Annotated in this window: 13 protein-coding genes; 7 read left to right on the top strand and 6 right to left on the bottom strand. The window is 66.8% G+C overall.

All coding sequences use genetic code 11. The features are described from left to right. Positions 1-3 precede the first annotated feature (3 nt). Positions 4-1,521, bottom strand: coding sequence for a choline-sulfatase (gene betC, locus IP65_RS00315; protein ID WP_054130368.1), 1,518 nt, complete (start codon positions 1,519-1,521; stop codon positions 4-6). Between the two features lie 90 nt (positions 1,522-1,611). Between betC and IP65_RS00320 the strand changes: the two genes are divergently transcribed. Beyond that, a complete protein-coding gene (locus IP65_RS00320) occupies positions 1,612-2,526 on the top strand; it encodes a LysR substrate-binding domain-containing protein (RefSeq protein ID WP_022678150.1) in 915 nt (304 codons plus the stop codon). Between the two features lie 149 nt (positions 2,527-2,675). Here the strand turns inward: IP65_RS00320 and IP65_RS00325 are convergent, their stop codons facing one another. The 4 genes from IP65_RS00325 to IP65_RS00340 are packed head-to-tail and all read right to left on the bottom strand — an operon-like array spanning position 2,676 to position 7,507. Beyond that, complete coding sequence (locus IP65_RS00325; RefSeq protein WP_231627465.1) at positions 2,676-3,782, bottom strand: HPP family protein; 1,107 nt, start codon at positions 3,780-3,782, stop codon at positions 2,676-2,678. 29 nt (positions 3,783-3,811) lie between these two features. Further along, complete coding sequence (locus tag IP65_RS00330) at positions 3,812-4,261, bottom strand: MarR family winged helix-turn-helix transcriptional regulator (protein WP_231627466.1); 450 nt, start codon at positions 4,259-4,261, stop codon at positions 3,812-3,814. Positions 4,262-4,276: 15 nt separating this feature from the next. Further along, positions 4,277-6,061 carry a chloride channel protein gene (locus tag IP65_RS00335; RefSeq protein ID WP_054130370.1) on the bottom strand — a complete coding sequence of 595 codons (1,785 nt, stop codon included), beginning with the start codon at positions 6,059-6,061 and terminating at the stop codon, positions 4,277-4,279. 45 nt (positions 6,062-6,106) lie between these two features. Continuing rightward, positions 6,107-7,507 carry a glycoside hydrolase family 130 protein gene (locus tag IP65_RS00340; protein ID WP_022674534.1) on the bottom strand — a complete coding sequence of 467 codons (1,401 nt, stop codon included), beginning with the start codon at positions 7,505-7,507 and terminating at the stop codon, positions 6,107-6,109. Positions 7,508-7,659: 152 nt separating this feature from the next. On the opposite strand from IP65_RS00340, the gene tkt reads away from it, so the two are divergent. The 6 genes from tkt (at position 7,660) to IP65_RS21190 (ending at position 15,449) form a co-directional block, all read left to right on the top strand. Further along, entirely contained in the window at positions 7,660-9,759 is a 2,100-nt protein-coding gene (gene tkt / locus IP65_RS00345; protein WP_028657384.1) for a transketolase, read from the top strand. 53 nt (positions 9,760-9,812) lie between these two features. Then, the gene (gene gnd / locus IP65_RS00350) at positions 9,813-10,799 is read left to right on the top strand and encodes a phosphogluconate dehydrogenase (NAD(+)-dependent, decarboxylating) (protein ID WP_327195994.1); all 987 of its coding nucleotides are present in this window, start codon (positions 9,813-9,815) and stop codon (positions 10,797-10,799) included. Between the two features lie 183 nt (positions 10,800-10,982). Further along, positions 10,983-12,050, top strand: a complete 1,068-nt coding sequence (locus tag IP65_RS00355) for a PLP-dependent cysteine synthase family protein (protein WP_054130838.1) — start codon at positions 10,983-10,985, stop codon at positions 12,048-12,050. 85 nt (positions 12,051-12,135) lie between these two features. Next, complete coding sequence (locus IP65_RS00360) at positions 12,136-13,689, top strand: aldehyde dehydrogenase (NADP(+)) (RefSeq protein WP_054130372.1); 1,554 nt, start codon at positions 12,136-12,138, stop codon at positions 13,687-13,689. A 78-nt stretch (positions 13,690-13,767) separates the two neighbouring features. After that, positions 13,768-15,072 (top strand): nicotinate phosphoribosyltransferase, encoded by a 1,305-nt coding sequence (pncB, locus tag IP65_RS00365; protein WP_054130373.1) that lies wholly within the window; start codon positions 13,768-13,770, stop codon positions 15,070-15,072. 92 nt (positions 15,073-15,164) lie between these two features. Beyond that, positions 15,165-15,449 carry a hypothetical protein gene (locus IP65_RS21190; protein ID WP_133726790.1) on the top strand — a complete coding sequence of 95 codons (285 nt, stop codon included), beginning with the start codon at positions 15,165-15,167 and terminating at the stop codon, positions 15,447-15,449. Positions 15,450-15,563: 114 nt separating this feature from the next. Here IP65_RS21190 and IP65_RS00370 read toward each other — a convergent pair whose 3' ends face one another. Next, positions 15,564-16,958: a nicotinate phosphoribosyltransferase gene (locus IP65_RS00370; RefSeq protein ID WP_054130374.1), complete on the bottom strand. Its 1,395-nt coding sequence runs from the start codon at positions 16,956-16,958 to the stop codon at positions 15,564-15,566. Positions 16,959-17,070: the final 112 nt, after the last annotated feature.

Genomic DNA, 17,070 nt, shown 5'->3' on the forward strand with positions numbered 1-17,070 from the left:
CGATCAATCGAAGCGCACGCGCGGGAAGCGCGCAACCGCTTCCAGCAATTCCAGATCCATATGCGCGCGGATATACTCGCGCGAGGCATCGCGCGGCACCTGGTGGTCCCAATGGGTCAAGGCGCCGGCCGCATTGGCCCGCGCCACCAGATGGCGGCGTTTCTGGCTGGCCAGCACCTGTGTTTCGATCAGCGGCAGGTTCCAGCGCTTGGCCACTTCGGCCCGCAAGGCCGCCACGCGATCGGCCTGGGCCGGCTCTGCTGCCAGGTTGCAGGTCTCGCCAGGATCGTCGGCCAGGTTGTAAAGCTGGTCAGGATCGGTCGGGCAATGCACGAACTTCCAGTCGCCGCGCCGGATCATTACCACTGGCGCGATCGCCCCTTCGCCCAGGTATTCACCCAGCGCCAGGTCGTGGCCGTCTTCGCCGCGCAGATGCGGCACCAGGCTGTGCCCGTCGATCGGGGCCGCATCGGCAGGCGGCAATCCCGCCAGATCGAGCAGCGTGGGCAGAATATCGAGGGTCGACACCGCCGCCTCTACCCGCCGCGTGGCAAAGCGGGCCGGGGCATGGACCAGCAGCGGCACCCGCGCGGCGTTTTCGAAGAAGTTCATCTTGTACCACAGCCCACGCTCGCCCAGCATCTCGCCATGGTCGCCGCTCACCACCACCACGGTGTTTTCAGCCAGGCCGGTTTCTTCCAGCGTGTCGAGGATCAGGCCGAACTGTTCGTCGACAAAGCTGATCGCGCCGAAATAGGCGCGCCGCGCGGCTCGCACTTGTTCCTCGGTCACCGGCATCAGATCGGTGCCGCACACATGGCGCAGCCGCTGGGCATGGGGATCATCAACCACGTCACCGCGCCCGATGCGCGGCATGGGGATTTCGACGCCGTCATAGAGGTCCCAATAGCGGCGCTGGATGGCAAAGGGATCGTGCGGATGGGTGAGCGAGGCGACCAGGAAAAACGGCCGCTTCGCCGGATCGCGCGCAATGTCGAACAGCTTGCGCCGCGCGGTGAAAACCACTTCCTCGTCGAAATCGATCTGGTTGGTGCGCACCGTCGGCCCGGCAGTGACGACCGAATCCATCGAGTGATACCAGGTTGGCCGATGATCGGGGCGCGACCAGTCGGGCGTCCAGCCGAAATCGGCAGGATAGATGTCGGTGGTCAGCCGCTCTTCAAACCCGTGCAACTGGTCGGGGCCAACGAAATGCATCTTGCCCGCCAGGATCGTGTGCCACCCGCCAGCGCGCAGATAATGCGCCATCGTGGGCGTATCGGCGGCAAATTCGGCGGCATTGTCATAGGCACCGATGCGCGAGGGCAACTGGCTGGCCATCAGCGAAAAGCGCGAGGGCGCGCACAGCGGGCTGGGGCAATAGGCATTGGCAAAGACCACGCCACGTTCTGCCAGCGCCGCCAGCCGTGGCGCATGGACCGGCCATTGCCCCATGAACGGCAAGGCATCGGCCATCATCTGGTCGGCCATGAGGAACAGAAAATTCGGCGCCTCGGTCATCCCCATCAATCCCTTCTGGCAAATCGCAAGGCATAAGCTAGAACCAAGGCAGAGCAGCGGTGAAGCCGTTGCCTGCTTAAGGGGGCATAAGTGGAGCTTGCGCCTGGAACCTATGCACGCCTGCCTCTGCGCGGCCTTTTGGTGTTCGAGGCCGCGGCCCGGCGCGGCACCTTTTCGGGCGCGGCACGCGAACTGGCGATGACCCAGGCCGCGATCAGCCAGCATATCGGCCATCTTGAGGCAGAACTGGGCGTGACGCTGTTTGCCCGCCACCATCGCGGCGTGGAACTGACGCAGGCGGGAGAGCGGCTGCTGCCGCGCGTGGAAGAAGGGCTGCAGTCCCTGGCCAGCGGCGTGGCCAGCGCGCGGCGGCACAAGGGCACCCGCACTGTCACGATCCTCACCGATTTCGGCTTTGCCGCATGGTGGCTGATGCCGCGCATCGGCGAGTTGAGCGACCTGATGCCCGAAGTGGAAATCCGCCTGATCACCTGGCAGGGCACAAGCGACGCGCTGGGCACCGAGTTCGACCTTGCCGTGCTGTTCGGCAATGGCCAATGGCCCGGTTGCCGCGCCCATCGCCTGTTTGCCGAAGAGGTCTTTCCGGTCTGCGCGCCGAGCTATCTCGGCACGCGCACAGCCCCGCTGCCCCCGGCAGAACTGGCCGGCATGCGCCTGCTGCATCTGCGCGGCGCGGGGCCAACCCGCTGGTTCGACTGGGCAGACTGGTTTGCCGGCATGGGCGTGCCACCGCCCGCCACCAAGCAGGAACTGGCGTTCAACAACTATCAGATCGTGTTGCAGGCCGTGATGCTCGGCCAGGGCGTGGCGCTGGGCTGGTCCCCGCTGATCGACGATCTGGTGCGCGCCGGCAACCTGGTGCGCCTGACCGAGCGACCGCTATCAAGCCCGCGTGGCTACCATCTGGTAGAGCCGCTGTCCCGCCCCCTTCCCGCCGACGTGGCGCGAGTCAACGCGTGGCTACGCCAGGCCGCCGCGCGCTAGGGGTTCGCCTGACGGGATGCGCCGACAAAACAGCGGGCCCCCGGATCAAGTCCGGGGTCACGAGGAAATATAGATAATCTATGAACTTACCGTCACCCCGGACTTGATCCGGGGTCCCGCTTGAACCTTTGGATCATAGCTGCAACGCCTCATCCCGCATGCCGCGCGATTTCCTCGGCAATGTGCCCGCGCCACAGGGCGGCGAGTAGGTCGGTTTGGGCAATCAGGCCGAGGAAGCGGCCTTGCCCGTCCACCACCACGGCTTCGCGGTGCAGGCCTCCCGACAGGATCGGCAGCAGTTCATCGATCGCACGGTCCGGGCTGGCCAGGCACGGGGCTGCGTCCATCACAGACGCAACCGTTGCATCCTGCCCAGCGCTGGCGGCGGCCACAGCCAGTTGGTCGGCGCGCAACAGGCCGGCAACATGGCCGTCGGCCCGCACCACCGGCAGGCTTTCGCCATGGGCAGCCAGCGTGCGCGCCGCCACATCCAACAGCGCGTCAGGGGCGATCGTGGTGGCGTCAGCACGCATGATCTGTTCGCAGCGGATCACCCCGTGCAGGCGGCGATAGGCGCGCCCCTCCACCTGGCGGAACAGCGCGTCGAGGTCTTCGCTGCTGACGTCGAGCAGTTCATCGTATTGCGCCAGCACCGCTTCCACGTCCGCCATGGTATAGCCGGCGGCCGGCGCAGTGGCGGGGTCTGCCACGGCGCGAACATGGTGGGGATAATTGCCCCTCGTGGCGAGGTTATAGAGCCAGCCGGCCGCCACCAGCAGCAGGCAGTTGATGGCCACTGGCATCAGCGCGAAATGCCAGCCTGCCGCCGCGATCGCCGGGCCACCGATCACCGCCGTCAGCGCCACGGCGCCGCCGGGCGGATGCAGGCAGCGCAGCAGGCTCATCATCACGATCGCGCTCGCCACCGCCAGGCCGGCTGCCAGCGTCGGATCGCCTAAAGATCGCGCCCAGAAGATGCCGCACAGCGCCGAAACCGTGTTGCCGCCGATGATCGCCCAGGGCTGCGCCAGCGGGCTGGCCGGCACGCCGAACAGCAGCACGGCCGAGGCACCCATCGGCGCCACCAGCAGCGGCACCGAGACGGCCTGCCCCGCTGCCCAGCGATGCATGACAAAGCCCGTGATGAAAATGCCGAACACGGCACCGATAAAGGCATGAACCAGGCGCCAGGCCGCCGGGCGCGGCTGCACCCCCGCCCAGCCAAAGGCGCCATGCCAACGCGCGCTTGTGCTCACGCCCCGTAGTCTCCCCCGTGCATTGTCCCTTACCCCTCCTGCGCCGCGCCGCCGATGCGGTCAACGCGCGCCAACAGCGCCGTCAGCATGGGGCGCAAGCGCCTGATCTCTTCACGGTGCACCGCCGAAAGCGCGGCCAGCGCCGCATCGGCCTGCGGCGTCAATGCCAGCAGCGCCTGGCGGCGATCGTTTGGAGCCGGCCGCCGCTCCACCAGGCCCAGGGCGACCAGGCGATCGATCAGGCCCGTGGCGCTGTGGGGCTTGAGGATCAGCCGCTCGGCAACATGGCCCACGGTTACCGTGCCGGCCTGCCCGGCGCGAATGGCCAGCAGCGCCTGGTGCTGTTGCGGGGTGAGGCCGGCGGCCTGCGCGTGCGCCTCGCTAAAGGCGTGGAACTGGCGCAGCGCAAAGCGGAAATCGGCCAGCGCGGCATAGTCTTCATCGCCCAGCGGCGCTGGCATAGGATCAGGCTCGGTCATCGGCGGCGCGTCTCTTCAGGCAGGCATGGCGGCAAAGCGGCTGCGGGCGGTTTCGGCCTGCTGCGCGCGGTGCCGTGCCTTGAGCAGATCGTGCCGCGTGACAAGCCCGATTACGCGGCCGCTGCCCGGTTCCACCACCGGCAGGCGGCCCTCGCCGCTTTCCAGGATGAGGTCAGCGACGGCCCCCGCCGGCGTATCGGCATGCACCACCATCTGCCCGGCGTCAGACACGGCATCGGCCAGGCGCACCTCGGCCAGAGCCACGTCACCCTGCCAGCGCAGCGCATCGGCGCGCGACACCATGCCGAGCAGCACCCCGGCAGCATCGACCACCGGATAGCTGCGATAGCGCGCCGGGCCCGACAGGAATTGCGTCGCCTGTGCGATCGTCATCGTGCCGGGCAGGGTATCGACGCCTTGGGCCATGATCTGCCCGGCCTGCACCAGATCGAGCGGGTCGACCGTGTATTCCTGCAGGATATGCCGTCCGCGCCGCGCGATCTTCTCCGTCAGGATGGAACGCCGCATGATCAGCACGCTGGCGCCATAGGCAGCCCCTGCAGCCAGCAGCGCGGCGGGCAGCAGGTCAAACCGCCCGGTAAGCTCTGCGGCGAACAGCGCGCCGGTTAGCGGTGCGCGCATCGCCCCGCTCATGATCGCGGCCATGCCCAGCAGAGCCCAGGCCGGCGCTCCGCCGGGCAGCACCTGGCCCGCGAGGAACCCGGCCGCGCCGCCCAGGATCAGCAATGGCGCCAGAACGCCGCCCGACGTGCCCGATCCCAGCGCCACCAGCCACACCGTGGCTTTGAGCAACAGCAGCGTCATCACCACCCGCACCGGCAGGGCGCCATCCAGCAGCGCCTGGATCGTGCCATAGCCCGCACCCAGCACGCGCGCATCGGCGAGGCCACCCAGGCCCACGGCCACCGCGCCCAGCGCCGGCCACCACATCCAGTGCAGCGGCAGGCGGTGGAACAGGTCTTCCACGCGATAGAGCAGCCACGACAGCGCCGCCGCTTCCAGCCCGACGACCAAGCCCAGCGCCAGGGCACCGGCCAGGCCCAAGATTCCCGGCACCGGGGCCACGCCAGGCGCCAGGGCAAACATCGGCCCAGCGCCCAGCAGCAGCGGCCGCCAGGCATGGGCCACCAGCACCGCCATCACCACCGGCACGAAGCTGCGTGGCTTCCATTCGAACAGCAGCACTTCCACCGCCAGCAGCACGGCAGCGAGCGGAGTGGCAAAGATCGCGGTCATCCCGGCTGCGGCGCCCGCCACCAGCAGTGTCTTGCGCTCGGCCGCGCTGAGATGAAAGCACTGCGCAAACAGCGAACCGATCGCCCCGCCGGTCATGATGATCGGCCCCTCCGCGCCAAACGGGCCGCCGCTGCCGATCGAAATGGCCGACGACAGCGGTTTGAGCAGCGCGACTTTGAGCGAGAGCCGGCTTTCGCCATAGAGGATCGTCTCGATCGCCTCGGGAATGCCGTGGCCCCTGATCTTGTCAGAGCCATAGCGCGCCATCACGCCCACGATCAGGCTGCCCACCACCGGCACTGCCACGATCAACACGCCCAGATGCGCGTCACCGGGAACGACCGGCGCCGTAAACAGCCGGCCAAACCAGAACAGGTTGGTGGCGATGGCAATCAACCGCATCAGCGCCCAGGCACCCAGCGCGCCGCCGGTGCCCACCACCATGGCCATCGCCGCCAGCACCACCATGCGCATATCGGCGCTGTGATCGGCCTTGCGCCAGCGCGGCGCGGCCCATTCGCGGGATGATGTGTGATCTGCCATGGCGTTCTCCTCGGCGCCGGCAGTTATATCGCAATACGATATAGGTCAATCCATCTCCGCCAGCAGTGGATCGAGATCGCAACTGACAAAGCTCGCGAAGTTGTCGGCAATGCCATAGGGCACCAGCAGGCGGCGGCCGAGCACCAGGCTGCCGCAGCTATAGACGACGTTGGGCACATAGCCGTCGCGCTGCTCCGGGCCGGGGCGCAGCAGTGGTAGGCGCGCCCGGCCCATCACACGCGATGGGTCATCACGATCGAGCAGCACCGCGCCGATGGTGTAGTTGCGCACCGGGCCCACGCCGTGGGTCATCAGCAGCCAGCCCTCATCGATCTCGATCGGCGGGCCGCAATTGCCCATCTGCACGAATTCCCAGACATGGCGCGGGCAGACGATCCGCTCCGCCTCGTCCCAGTGCCACAGGCTGTCCGATCGCATCAGCCAGATGTTCTCGTTGTCCTGCCGCCCGATCATGGCATAGCGCCCGCCCACCTTGCGCGGGAACAGCGCCATGCCCTTGTTCACCGCCACGCGCCCGGTCAGGGTGCGAATGTCGAACCGGCGGAAATCGCTGGTCGAGAGCATCTGCGTGCGCCCGGCCACCCCGTCGAACGCGGTAAACGTGCCGTGATAGCAGGCCGTGCCATCGTCCTGCGTGAACTGCACCAGGCGCAGGTCTTCCAACCCGCGTGCCTGCGCCGCCGTCATCGGAAAGAGCACGGCTTCCGACACGTCTTGCGCGCTATCGAAATGCAGGCGCAGTGCGGTGCCATCCTCGTCCTGCGCATCGATGCGCGGCGAGGCGGCCAGTGGCGCGGGCGGATCGATCGTCACCCCGGCAGCGCCGTCCCAGCAGCCGGTGCGGAAGGTGATCGAGGATACGTGCCCCTCCCCAATGCCACGCAGCGCGCAGATAAAGCGCATGCCGCCGGGCGGCGCGTCGCTTTGATCAGGCGCCGGCACGATCGTGGGATTGAACAGGGCCGCCGCCTCGAACGCGTATTCCTGCAGGAACATGCCGCCCACCAGCAGGCGCTGGCCGATGCCCAGTTGCGCGGTCTGCGGGGCGATGGCGGTGATCTCGCTCACCCGCCGCTCCAGCGTGGCAAGTACATCGCGATGCCGCGCGTCGAGCAGTTCCTTCATATAGGCCAGCGCCTGGGTCACCGCATCCTCGTCAAGCCCGGCAACGCGATCGACGATGGCGCGCACGCGGTCACCCGGCTCTTTGCCAAAGCCTTCGGGATAGGCCAGATCAAACGGGCGCAGCACGGTGCGCGTGGCATCGGGTTTTAGCTGGACATGCGCACGCTGCCAGAACCCAACGATCGGCGGCGGCAGCACCGCCGCATCAACCCGCGCGCGCAAGGCATCTTCATCGCTCAGGCTGTCGTTGGGTCGATCGGCAGGGGGCATCACGGCATCCTTCTTGTCGGCAAGCGCCATGCCGCAACAAACGCCGCAGCGCGGCACAGGCTCCTGCACAAAAAGGCAAAAAACACAGTTGGCCCACCACGCCCGCGAAACCGGGCACGCCCTTGGTCGTTGCTTGCCTCATACCCCGCGCGCCGCAGGCCGCCCTATCGGGACATCCCTTGATGACAGACAGCGCCCCAACCTTTCACCCCCCGGCGGCCGACATGCAGTCGCACGACGATCGCCTGGCGATCGACACGATCCGCACCCTGGCGATGGACGCCGTGCAAAAGGCCAATTCGGGCCATCCCGGCACGCCGATGGCGCTAGCGCCGGTGGCCTATGCCCTGTGGCGCGATGTGCTGCGCACCGATCCGGCCTGCCCCGATTGGCCCAACCGCGATCGCTTCGTGCTGTCGGTTGGCCACGCCTCGATGCTGCTCTATGCCGTACTGCATCTGGCCGGCGTGGAAGAAATCGACGCCCATGGCGCCAAGACCGGCAAGCCCGCCGTCAGCCTGGCCGATATCGAGCAGTTCCGCCAGTTGGACAGCAAGACCCCTGGCCACCCCGAATACCGCATGACCACCGGGGTGGAGACCACCACCGGCCCGCTGGGCCAGGGCGTGGCCAATTCTGTTGGCATGGCGATGGCCGAACAGAGCCTGGCCGCGCATTTCAACCGCGATGAATTCCCGCTGTTCGATCACAACGTCTATGCCCTGTGCGGCGATGGCGACATGATGGAGGGGGTTTCGGGCGAAGCGGCATCGCTCGCCGGGCATCTGCGCCTCTCAAACCTGTGCTGGATCTATGACAGCAACACCATCTCGATCGAAGGGTCGACCCAGATCGCCTTTACCGAGGATGTCGGCGCCCGCTTTGCCGCCTACGGGTGGCAGGTGCTGCATGTCGATGATGCCAACGATCTGCCGGCCCTGCACGCCGCATTCGCGCGCTTTCGCGAAACCACCGACCGGCCCACGCTGATCATCGTCCGCTCGGTCATCGGCTGGGGCAGCCCCCGCGCCGGCAGCGCCAAGGCCCATGGCGAGCCGCTGGGCGAAGACGGCGTGCGCGCCACCAAGGCCGCTTATGGCTGGCCTCAGGACAAGGCGTTTTACGTGCCCGTTGGCGTGAAGGAGGCGTTTTCCGGCGCGATCGACGCGCGCGGCCGCCCCTTGCGCGAGGCGTGGGAGGCGATGGTCGAACGCTATCGCGCGGTCTATCCTGCCTTGGCCAAGGAACTGGACCTGCTGCGCGGCGGACGCCTGCCCGAAGGCTGGCAGGATGCGCTGCCCAGCTTCCCCGCAGATGCCAAGGGCATCGCCTCGCGCGAGGCGGGTGGCAAAGTGCTCAATGCGCTGGCGCCGCATGTGCCCGCGCTGATCGGCGGCGCGGCGGATCTCTCTCCCTCGACCAAGACCGAGATCACCGGCGCGCCCTCGTTCTCGCCAGACGATCGCGCCGGCCGCAACCTGCATTTCGGCGTGCGCGAACATGCCATGGGCGCGATCGCCAACGGCATGGCGCTGTCATACCTGCGGCCCTACACCGCCACGTTCCTGGTCTTTGCCGACTATATGCGCGCACCCATTCGCCTGGCCGCGATCATGGAAGTGCCCACGGTGTTTGTCTTCACCCACGATTCCATCGGCGTGGGCGAGGATGGCCCGACGCATCAGCCGATCGAGCACCTGGCCACGCTGCGCGCCATTCCCGGCCTCGACACCATCCGCCCCGGTGATGCCAATGAAGTGGCCGTGGCCTGGCGCCTGGCACTGGAAAGCACGCACACCCCCACCGCACTGATTCTCTCACGCCAAGCCATTCCCACGCTCGACCGCAGCGAGATGGCCAGTGCCGACGGCGTGGCGCGCGGCGCCTATGTCCTGGCCGATTGCCCCGGCGCCGGTGATGCCGATCCCGAGGTCATCCTGATCGGCACCGGCTCCGAACTGCCGCTGGTGGTAGAGGCCTGGCGTGCCCTGTGCGAACAGGGCGTGCGGGCCCGCGTGGTATCCATGCCCAGCTGGTATCGCTTTGAAAAACAGGATGCCGCCTGGCGCGAAAGCGTGCTGCCGCGCGCGGTTCGCGCCCGCGTGGTGGTGGAACAAGCCGGCTCGCTGGGGTGGGATCGCTATGTCGGCATGGATGGGGCGATGGTTACCATGTCCACCTTCGGCGCCTCGGCCCCGCTTGCCAAACTTCAGGAAAAGTTCGGCTTCACGCGTGACAACGTCGTCAAGCTGGCGCACGAGGCCATCGCGAAAAGCCGCTGAGCCGTCCAGGAACCGGCGCTGGCTCGCGGCCGGATTGAAAAGTTCGACAGGAGATTGCTTGCATGCGTGTTGCCATCATCGGCTTGGGCCGCATGGGCGCCGGGATTGCCCGCCGCCTGATGCGTGCCGGCCATGAAATCGTTGCGTTCGACGTGGCCAAGGAGGCCGTTGCTGCCCTCGCCGAGCATGGCGCGATTGCCGCTACCTCGCTGGAGGATGCCGCCACCAAGTTCGAGGGCCAGAAGGTGTTCTGGGTCATGCTGCCCGCTGGCGAGATCACCGAAACCACCATCGCCCAACTGGCCGATCTTGCCGCCCCTGGCGACATCCTGATCGACGGCGGCAATTCGTTCTACAAGGACGATATCCGCCGCGCCAAGGCCTTGGCCGACAAGGGCATCGCCTATGTTGACGTGGGCACGTCTGGCGGCGTCTGGGGCTTTGACCGCGGCTTCAGCATGATGGTTGGCGGGCCGGCAGAGGCCGTCGCCGTGATCGACCCGATCCTGGAATCGCTGGCCCCGGGCATGGGTGCGATCGAGCGCACTGCCGGCCGTGGTGACGATGCCGATCCGCGCCCGGAAAAGGGCTACCTCCACGCCGGGCCGGCGGGCGCGGGCCATTTCGTCAAGATGGTCCACAACGGCATCGAATACGGCATGATGGCCGCCTTTGCCGAAGGGTTCGATATCCTCAAGGCCAAGGCATCGGACAAACTGCCCGAAGACGAACGCTTTGACCTCAATCTGCCCGATATCGCCGAAACCTGGCGCCGCGGCAGCGTGGTCGCGTCCTGGCTGCTCGATCTGACGGCAGATGCCTTGGCGCGCGACCATGCGCTCGACCAGTTCTCGGGCAACGTGGCGGATTCGGGCGAAGGCCGCTGGACGGTCGAAGCCGCGATGGAAGAAGCGGTGCCGGCCTACGTGCTCTCGGCTGCGCTGTTTGCCCGCTATCGCAGCCGCATGGAAACCACGTTTGGCGACAAGGTGCTGTCGGCCATGCGTTATGGTTTTGGCGGCCACGTCGAACCGAAATGATCGGGCAGCACCTCCCTTGCAAGGGAGGTGCGCTAAATTTCACGATCGCGCATCTGGATTGCACACGCACGCCAATGCACCGCAATCTTTGCAACCTCCTGCCCTGTTCCCGCTGCTATGCTGCACGCGGATCTTGAGCAGGGGATTTTTGCAATGCACGCACGGCAGATGGCAACGGTCGGAATGGACACACCGCCGCGCCGCTGGGCCGATTGGGCAATCGCGCGGATCGAGGCGGACTATGCCCGCAGCGCCGATACCCACCTGATCCCGCTTGATCTGCCCGCGCTGCCCGGCGTTGCCATCTACCTCAAGGATGAAAGCAGCCACCCGACCGGCAGCCTCAAGCACCGGCTGGCGCGCTCGCTGTTCCTGCACGCGCTATGCAGCGGCTGGATCGGCGAAGGCACCACCGTGGTCGAGGCCTCGTCAGGCTCCACCGCCGTATCGGAAGCCTATTTCGCGCGCATGCTGGGCCTGCCGTTCGTTGCAGTGATCCCCGCTACCACCGCGGCCGAAAAGATCGCCGCGATCGAGGCACTGGGCGGGCAATGCCACAAGGTGGCCGATCCCACCGCCGTCTATGGCGAGGCGCAGCGCCTCGCCGATGAGCGCGGCGGCCACTACATGGACCAGTTCACCTTTGCCGAACGCGCGACGGACTGGCGCGGCAACAACAACATCGCCGAAAGCATCTTTGCCCAGATGGCCCGCGAGCCGGCGCCGATCCCCACCTGGATCGTGTGTGGTGCCGGCACGGGCGGCACCTCCGCCACGTTGGGTCGCTTCGTGCGCTATCACCGCCACGCTACGCGCATCTGCGTGGCCGATCCTGCCCATTCGGTATTTCACCGCCACTGGCACGATCGCGCGATCGTGCGCAAGGATGGCGCCTGCAGCGTGATCGAGGGGATTGGTCGCCCGCGCGTGGAACCCTCGTTCGTGCCCAATGTGATCGACCGGATGGAAGTGGTCGAAGACGCCGCCTCGATCGCGGCGGCGCGTGCGCTGTCGCGCCATCTTGGCCGCCGCGTGGGTGGATCGACCGGCACCAACCTGATCGCCTGCGCGCGGCTGGCGAGCGACATGGCCCGTGCCGGCCAGCATGGCTCGATCGTCACGCTGCTGTGCGATTCCGGTGAACGCTATGCCTCCACCTGCTTCAACGATACCTGGCTGGCACAGCGCGGCCTGGATATCGCCGATGAAGAGGCACGGATCACGGCCTTTCTCGCGCACGGGCAATATTGATGGTAGCGCAACCAAACTGAACACCCTATCTGCCGTGACCAGACCGCGCGGGCTGCCGCGCACAACGGCAAAGGAACTTGCGCCCATGAACGGTGCCTATCTGATCGGCGGGGAAAACCGCACCAGCAGCGAAACCTTCACTGGCGTGGCCGCCGCCACCGGCCAGGCGCTGGACGGCGATTTTGCCGTGACGCCGCTGGCCGATATCGCGCAGGCCTGTGCCCTGGCGGGCGCGGCATTCGATACCTATCGCGAAACCACGCCGGCCGCGCGCGCTGCATTCCTGGAAGCGATTGCCACCGCGCTGGAAGCCCGCGCCGAGGCAATCATCGCCCGCGCCATGCTGGAATCCGGCCTGCCGCAGGGCCGCCTGGCCGGCGAACTGGGCCGCACCACCGGCCAGCTGCGGCTGTTTGCCACGGTCGTGCGCGAAGGCACCTGGGCTGGCGCGATGATCGAGCCGGCCCTGCCCGATCGCCAGCCCCTTCCCCGCCCGGCGCTGGCCTCGCGCGCCATTGCGCTTGGCCCCGTGGCGGTGTTCGGCGCATCCAACTTCCCGCTGGCGTTCAGCGTTGCCGGTGGCGACACCGCCTCTGCCCTCGCCGCCGGCTGCCCGGTGGTGGTCAAGGCACACCCGGCCCACCCCGGCACCTCGCGTCTGGCCGGCGAAGCCATTGCCGAGGCCGTGGCCCAGTGCGGCCTGCCCGGCGGTGTGTTCAGCCTGGTCCAGGGGCCGGGCAACGACATCGGCACCGCGTTGGTGGCCGATCCGGCCATCAAGGCGGTGGGCTTTACCGGTTCGCGCCGGGGTGGCCTGGCGCTGATGGCCGTGGCGGCCGCGCGGCCCGAGCCGATCCCGGTCTATGCCGAAATGTCGTCGATCAATCCGGTCCTGCTGTTCCCCGCCGCGCTGGCCGCCCGCGCCGAAGACCTGGGCAAGGCCTATGTCGGCTCGCTCAGCCTGTTTGCCGGGCAGTTCTGCACCAATCCGGGCCTGGTCATCGCGCTCGACAGCCCCGATCTGGATCGCTTCCTCGCCTCGGCCGCGCAGGCGCTGGCCGGCGTTGCACCGCAGGTCATGCTGACCGGCGCGATCGCGGCGGCCTATGCCAAGGGGATCGCCACGCTTTCCGGCAGCGAGGGCGTGACTGTGGTGGCCGCCGGCAGCGATGGCGACGCGCAACAGGGCGCCGCGCGCCTGCTCACTGTCGATGCCGCCCACCTGCTCGCCAATCCCGTGTTGACCGAGGAAGTGTTCGGCCCCTCCTCGCTGGTGGTCCGTGCGCAAAGCACCGAGCAGACCGCCCAACTGCTCGAAGCGCTGGAAGGTCAGCTGACCGCCACGCTGCACCTGGATGAGGCGGACCATGCCCTGGCCGCCCCGCTCATCCCGGTGCTGGAACGCAAGGTAGGCCGCATCCTGGCCAACGGCTGGCCCACCGGCGTGGAAGTGAGCCGCACCATGGTCCATGGTGGTCCGTTCCCCGCCACCAGCGACGGGCGCACCACCTCGGTTGGCGCCATGGCGATCCACCGCTTCCTGCGCCCGGTCTGCTACCAGGCGCTGCCCGATGCGCTGCTGCCCGCCGCGCTGCAGGCCACCAACCCGCTGGGCCTGCCGCGCCAGACCTTTAGCTGACCACGTTCCGCGCCTGCCCGCACAGCATGGTGGGCAGGCGCATCTTCCCATGCGCGAACAATGGCGTATGGACAGGGCATGACGTTTACCGACATTGCCCGGCGCACTTACGATCACAATTTCCGGCTCGATCCGATCGTGCGCAGCCTGCTCGATACCGATTTCTACAAGCTGCTGATGCTGCAGATGATCCGGCATGTGCACCCGGATGTGGCCACCACCTTTTCGCTGATCAACCGCACCACCAGCGTGCGCCTGGCCGATGTGATCGACGAGGCGGAACTGCGCGCGCAGCTCGATCACGCGCGCACCGTGCGGTTTACCAAGAAAGAGCTGATCTGGCTGGCCGGCAACAGCTTCTATGGCCGCCAGCAGATGTTCGGCCCCGATTTTCTGGCATGGCTGGCTGATTTCCATCTGCCCGAATACGAATTGCGCCGGCACGATGGGCAGTTCGAACTGCATTTCGCCGGCCCGTGGACCCACACCACGATGTGGGAAATCCCCGCCCTGACGATCATCAACGAACTGCGCTCGCGCGCGGCACTGCGCGACAAGGGCAAGTTCGCGCTCGATGTGACCTATGCCCGCGCCAAGGCCAAGCTGTGGAACAAGGTGGAGCGGCTGCGCACCCTGCCCGATCTGGTCCTTTCCGATTTCGGCACGCGGCGGCGCCATGGTTTCCTGTGGCAACGCTGGTGCGTCGAGGCGCTGAAAGAAGGCCTGGGCGAGCGCTTCATCGGCACGTCCAACGTGCTCCTGGCGATGGACGCCGATCTCGAGGCGATCGGCACCAATGCCCATGAACTCCCGATGGTTGCTGCGGCATTGGCGCAAAGCGATGCCGATCTCGCCCGCGCGCCCTATCGCGTGCTGGAAGAATGGCGCCAGCATTACAACGGTAACCTGCTGATCGCCCTGCCCGATGCCTTTGGCACCACCGCGTTCCTGCGCCACGCGCCCGATTGGCTGGCCGGCTGGACCGGCTTTCGCCCCGACAGCGCGCCGCCCATTCCCGCTGGCGAGCAGATCATCGCCTGGTGGCAGGCGCACGGCGTCGATCCGCGCCAGCGCCTGCTGATCTTTTCCGACGGGATGGACGTGGACACGATCGAGCAGACCTATCGCCACTTCCACGGCCGCGTGCGGATGAGCTTTGGCTGGGGCACCAATCTCACCAACGATTTCCGCGGCTGCGCCCCCGATGGCGATACCGCGCTCGAACCGATCTCGCTGGTCTGCAAGGTCACCAGCGCCAATGGCCGCCCCGCAGTCAAACTATCGGACAACCCCGCCAAGGCCACCGGCGATCCAGCCGAAATCGCCCGCTATCTGCGCGTCTTCGGCACCGAAGGCTTCGCGCCGGCGCCGATCAGCGTGTGAGCGATGGAGCGGCGTTTGAGCGCTGGGATGCGGCCAGTTGCGTGGATTGCAAACTGCGCTAGGATAGGTTCTCCAGCCGCAGGAAAAACGTTATGACCGATATCTTCGGCGCAATGTCGCAATTCATTTTATTCGCGATTCTGTATTTTTCTGTCAGGTTTTCTTGGAAGCGCAGCACAAGATTTGCGATTGGCATTTCACTCTGCGCCGTGTTCATCGGGCAATTTCTTTTCCCAATGCACTTTGTCGTTCGATCCGCGGTAGGAAAGCCGCTCGAAATGACCCTGCGACTAGCCAACTTGCTTGTCATAATCCTTTATGTAATTCATCCAGTGCGAGCCCGTCGTCGCGCTTCAGCACCGGAAATTGACCGCTAAGCTCCAAAACCGTACGAGCGAGTTCCACGCGCCCGCATGCGCTTGCTTATTTCAAACGGAATAGCTGGTCCCCGGATCAAGTCCGGGGTCCCGCTTGATCTTTTGCATGAGCGGCTACCCACCCAATCCTGCCTTGGCCCGCGCGCGCACGGCGTCGAATGTATGCCGCACCAGCATTTCGCCATTGCGCCACACCGGCACCAACAGGTCATCACCGGGCGCCACCGCATCGCGCCGCGCGGCGACCATCGCGCCATCGCGCAGCACCACCGCCTGGCGCCCGGCCTTGCTGGCCTTGGCGGGATCGGTGGCAGGATGCTTGAACACGTCATGCCACACGCCGTGCGCATCAAGCATGGCATTGGCTTTCATGGCAAAGCGCAGCGTATCGCGGTTGACCTTCTGCAACAGGCCGGCGCCCATGCCAAAGGCGATATTGTCGATGGCAAAGCCTGCCGCGATCAGCCGCTCGATCAACCGGCCGATGGTTTCGGCGGTCATGCCGTCGCCCTGGATCACCCGCACATGGGGGTCGAGCACGCGAAAGCCCTTGGCGTTGGTCGTGCCGCCAAAGGCATCCCATAGCTTGGCAATCGTGCGCAGCGGGGTTTCGATCGGATCGCCGCTGTCGGGGCGCACTACCAGCGTACCCTGGCGGGCCAGAACATGGTCGCGCAGCGTGCTGCCCCAGATGTCTTGCACTGCCGCGTCCAGGTCATAGCTGTCGGATACCACGGCAACCAGCCGCCCAGGGCCATCGAATGCGTCCAGCATGGTGCGATAGGCATCTGCCTCGCGCGCTTCGCCCCAGCTGGTCATCGTGCTGTGTTCAGCCGCCGGAATGGAAAAGCCGGCCATGTCTGCCCCGTAATAGCGGCGCGCGGCGAGCAGCCCTTCCATCGTGTCGGTGCCCTGGAAGTTGACGAGGTGCGCCAGGCCGCCCAGCCCGGCGCTTTCCCCGCTGCTCACCCCGCGCGCGCCAAAATCGTGGAGCTTGAACGGCAATTGCCCGTCAACGTCCTCGCTCGTTCGCTCCAGCCCGGCGCGGATCACCTGGCGGCATTGCCAGCTCATCGTGGCGACGGTGCTGGGATACCAAACCGCCCGCAGCAGCGCGGTTTCGACAAAGGTGGTGAGCCAGGGCATGCGCGGATCGGTATTTTCCACCTGCACCAGCGGCACGCCCGCCGGCACCACGCTGCCTTCGGGCAAGGCGCGGATTTCCAGCGGCAGGTGGCCGCCGTGGTCATCCACGATCGCCTGCCAGCCAGCGCGGTTGAACGGCACGCCGTGCGCGGCGCATACGGCCTCGGCCTCGTCGATATCCGCCCCGGTCACCGCGCGGCCCAGGTAATCGATCAGATAGGGTTGCAGCCCCAGGAACAGAACCACGTCGCTCGCCCCACCGGCCCGCGCCTCCACATAGGCGCTGATCACCCGCGCTTCGGGTGGATATTGGCGAAAGTGGCTGTGCTTGTAGCTGTCGGTGGCCAGGATCGGGTTGGTCATGATGGGAATTTCCCTCACACGCCACGCCGCGCGCGGCAAGCCCTGCGCGCGCGGCTGCCGCTGCCCTTTCTGCCCGGTGCAGGATCGTTGCCGCCTGTTGCGCGTTCGAACC

This window comes from Novosphingobium sp. AAP1 (assembly GCF_001295765.1).
In the GTDB taxonomy this organism is placed as follows: domain Bacteria; phylum Pseudomonadota; class Alphaproteobacteria; order Sphingomonadales; family Sphingomonadaceae; genus Novosphingobium; species Novosphingobium capsulatum.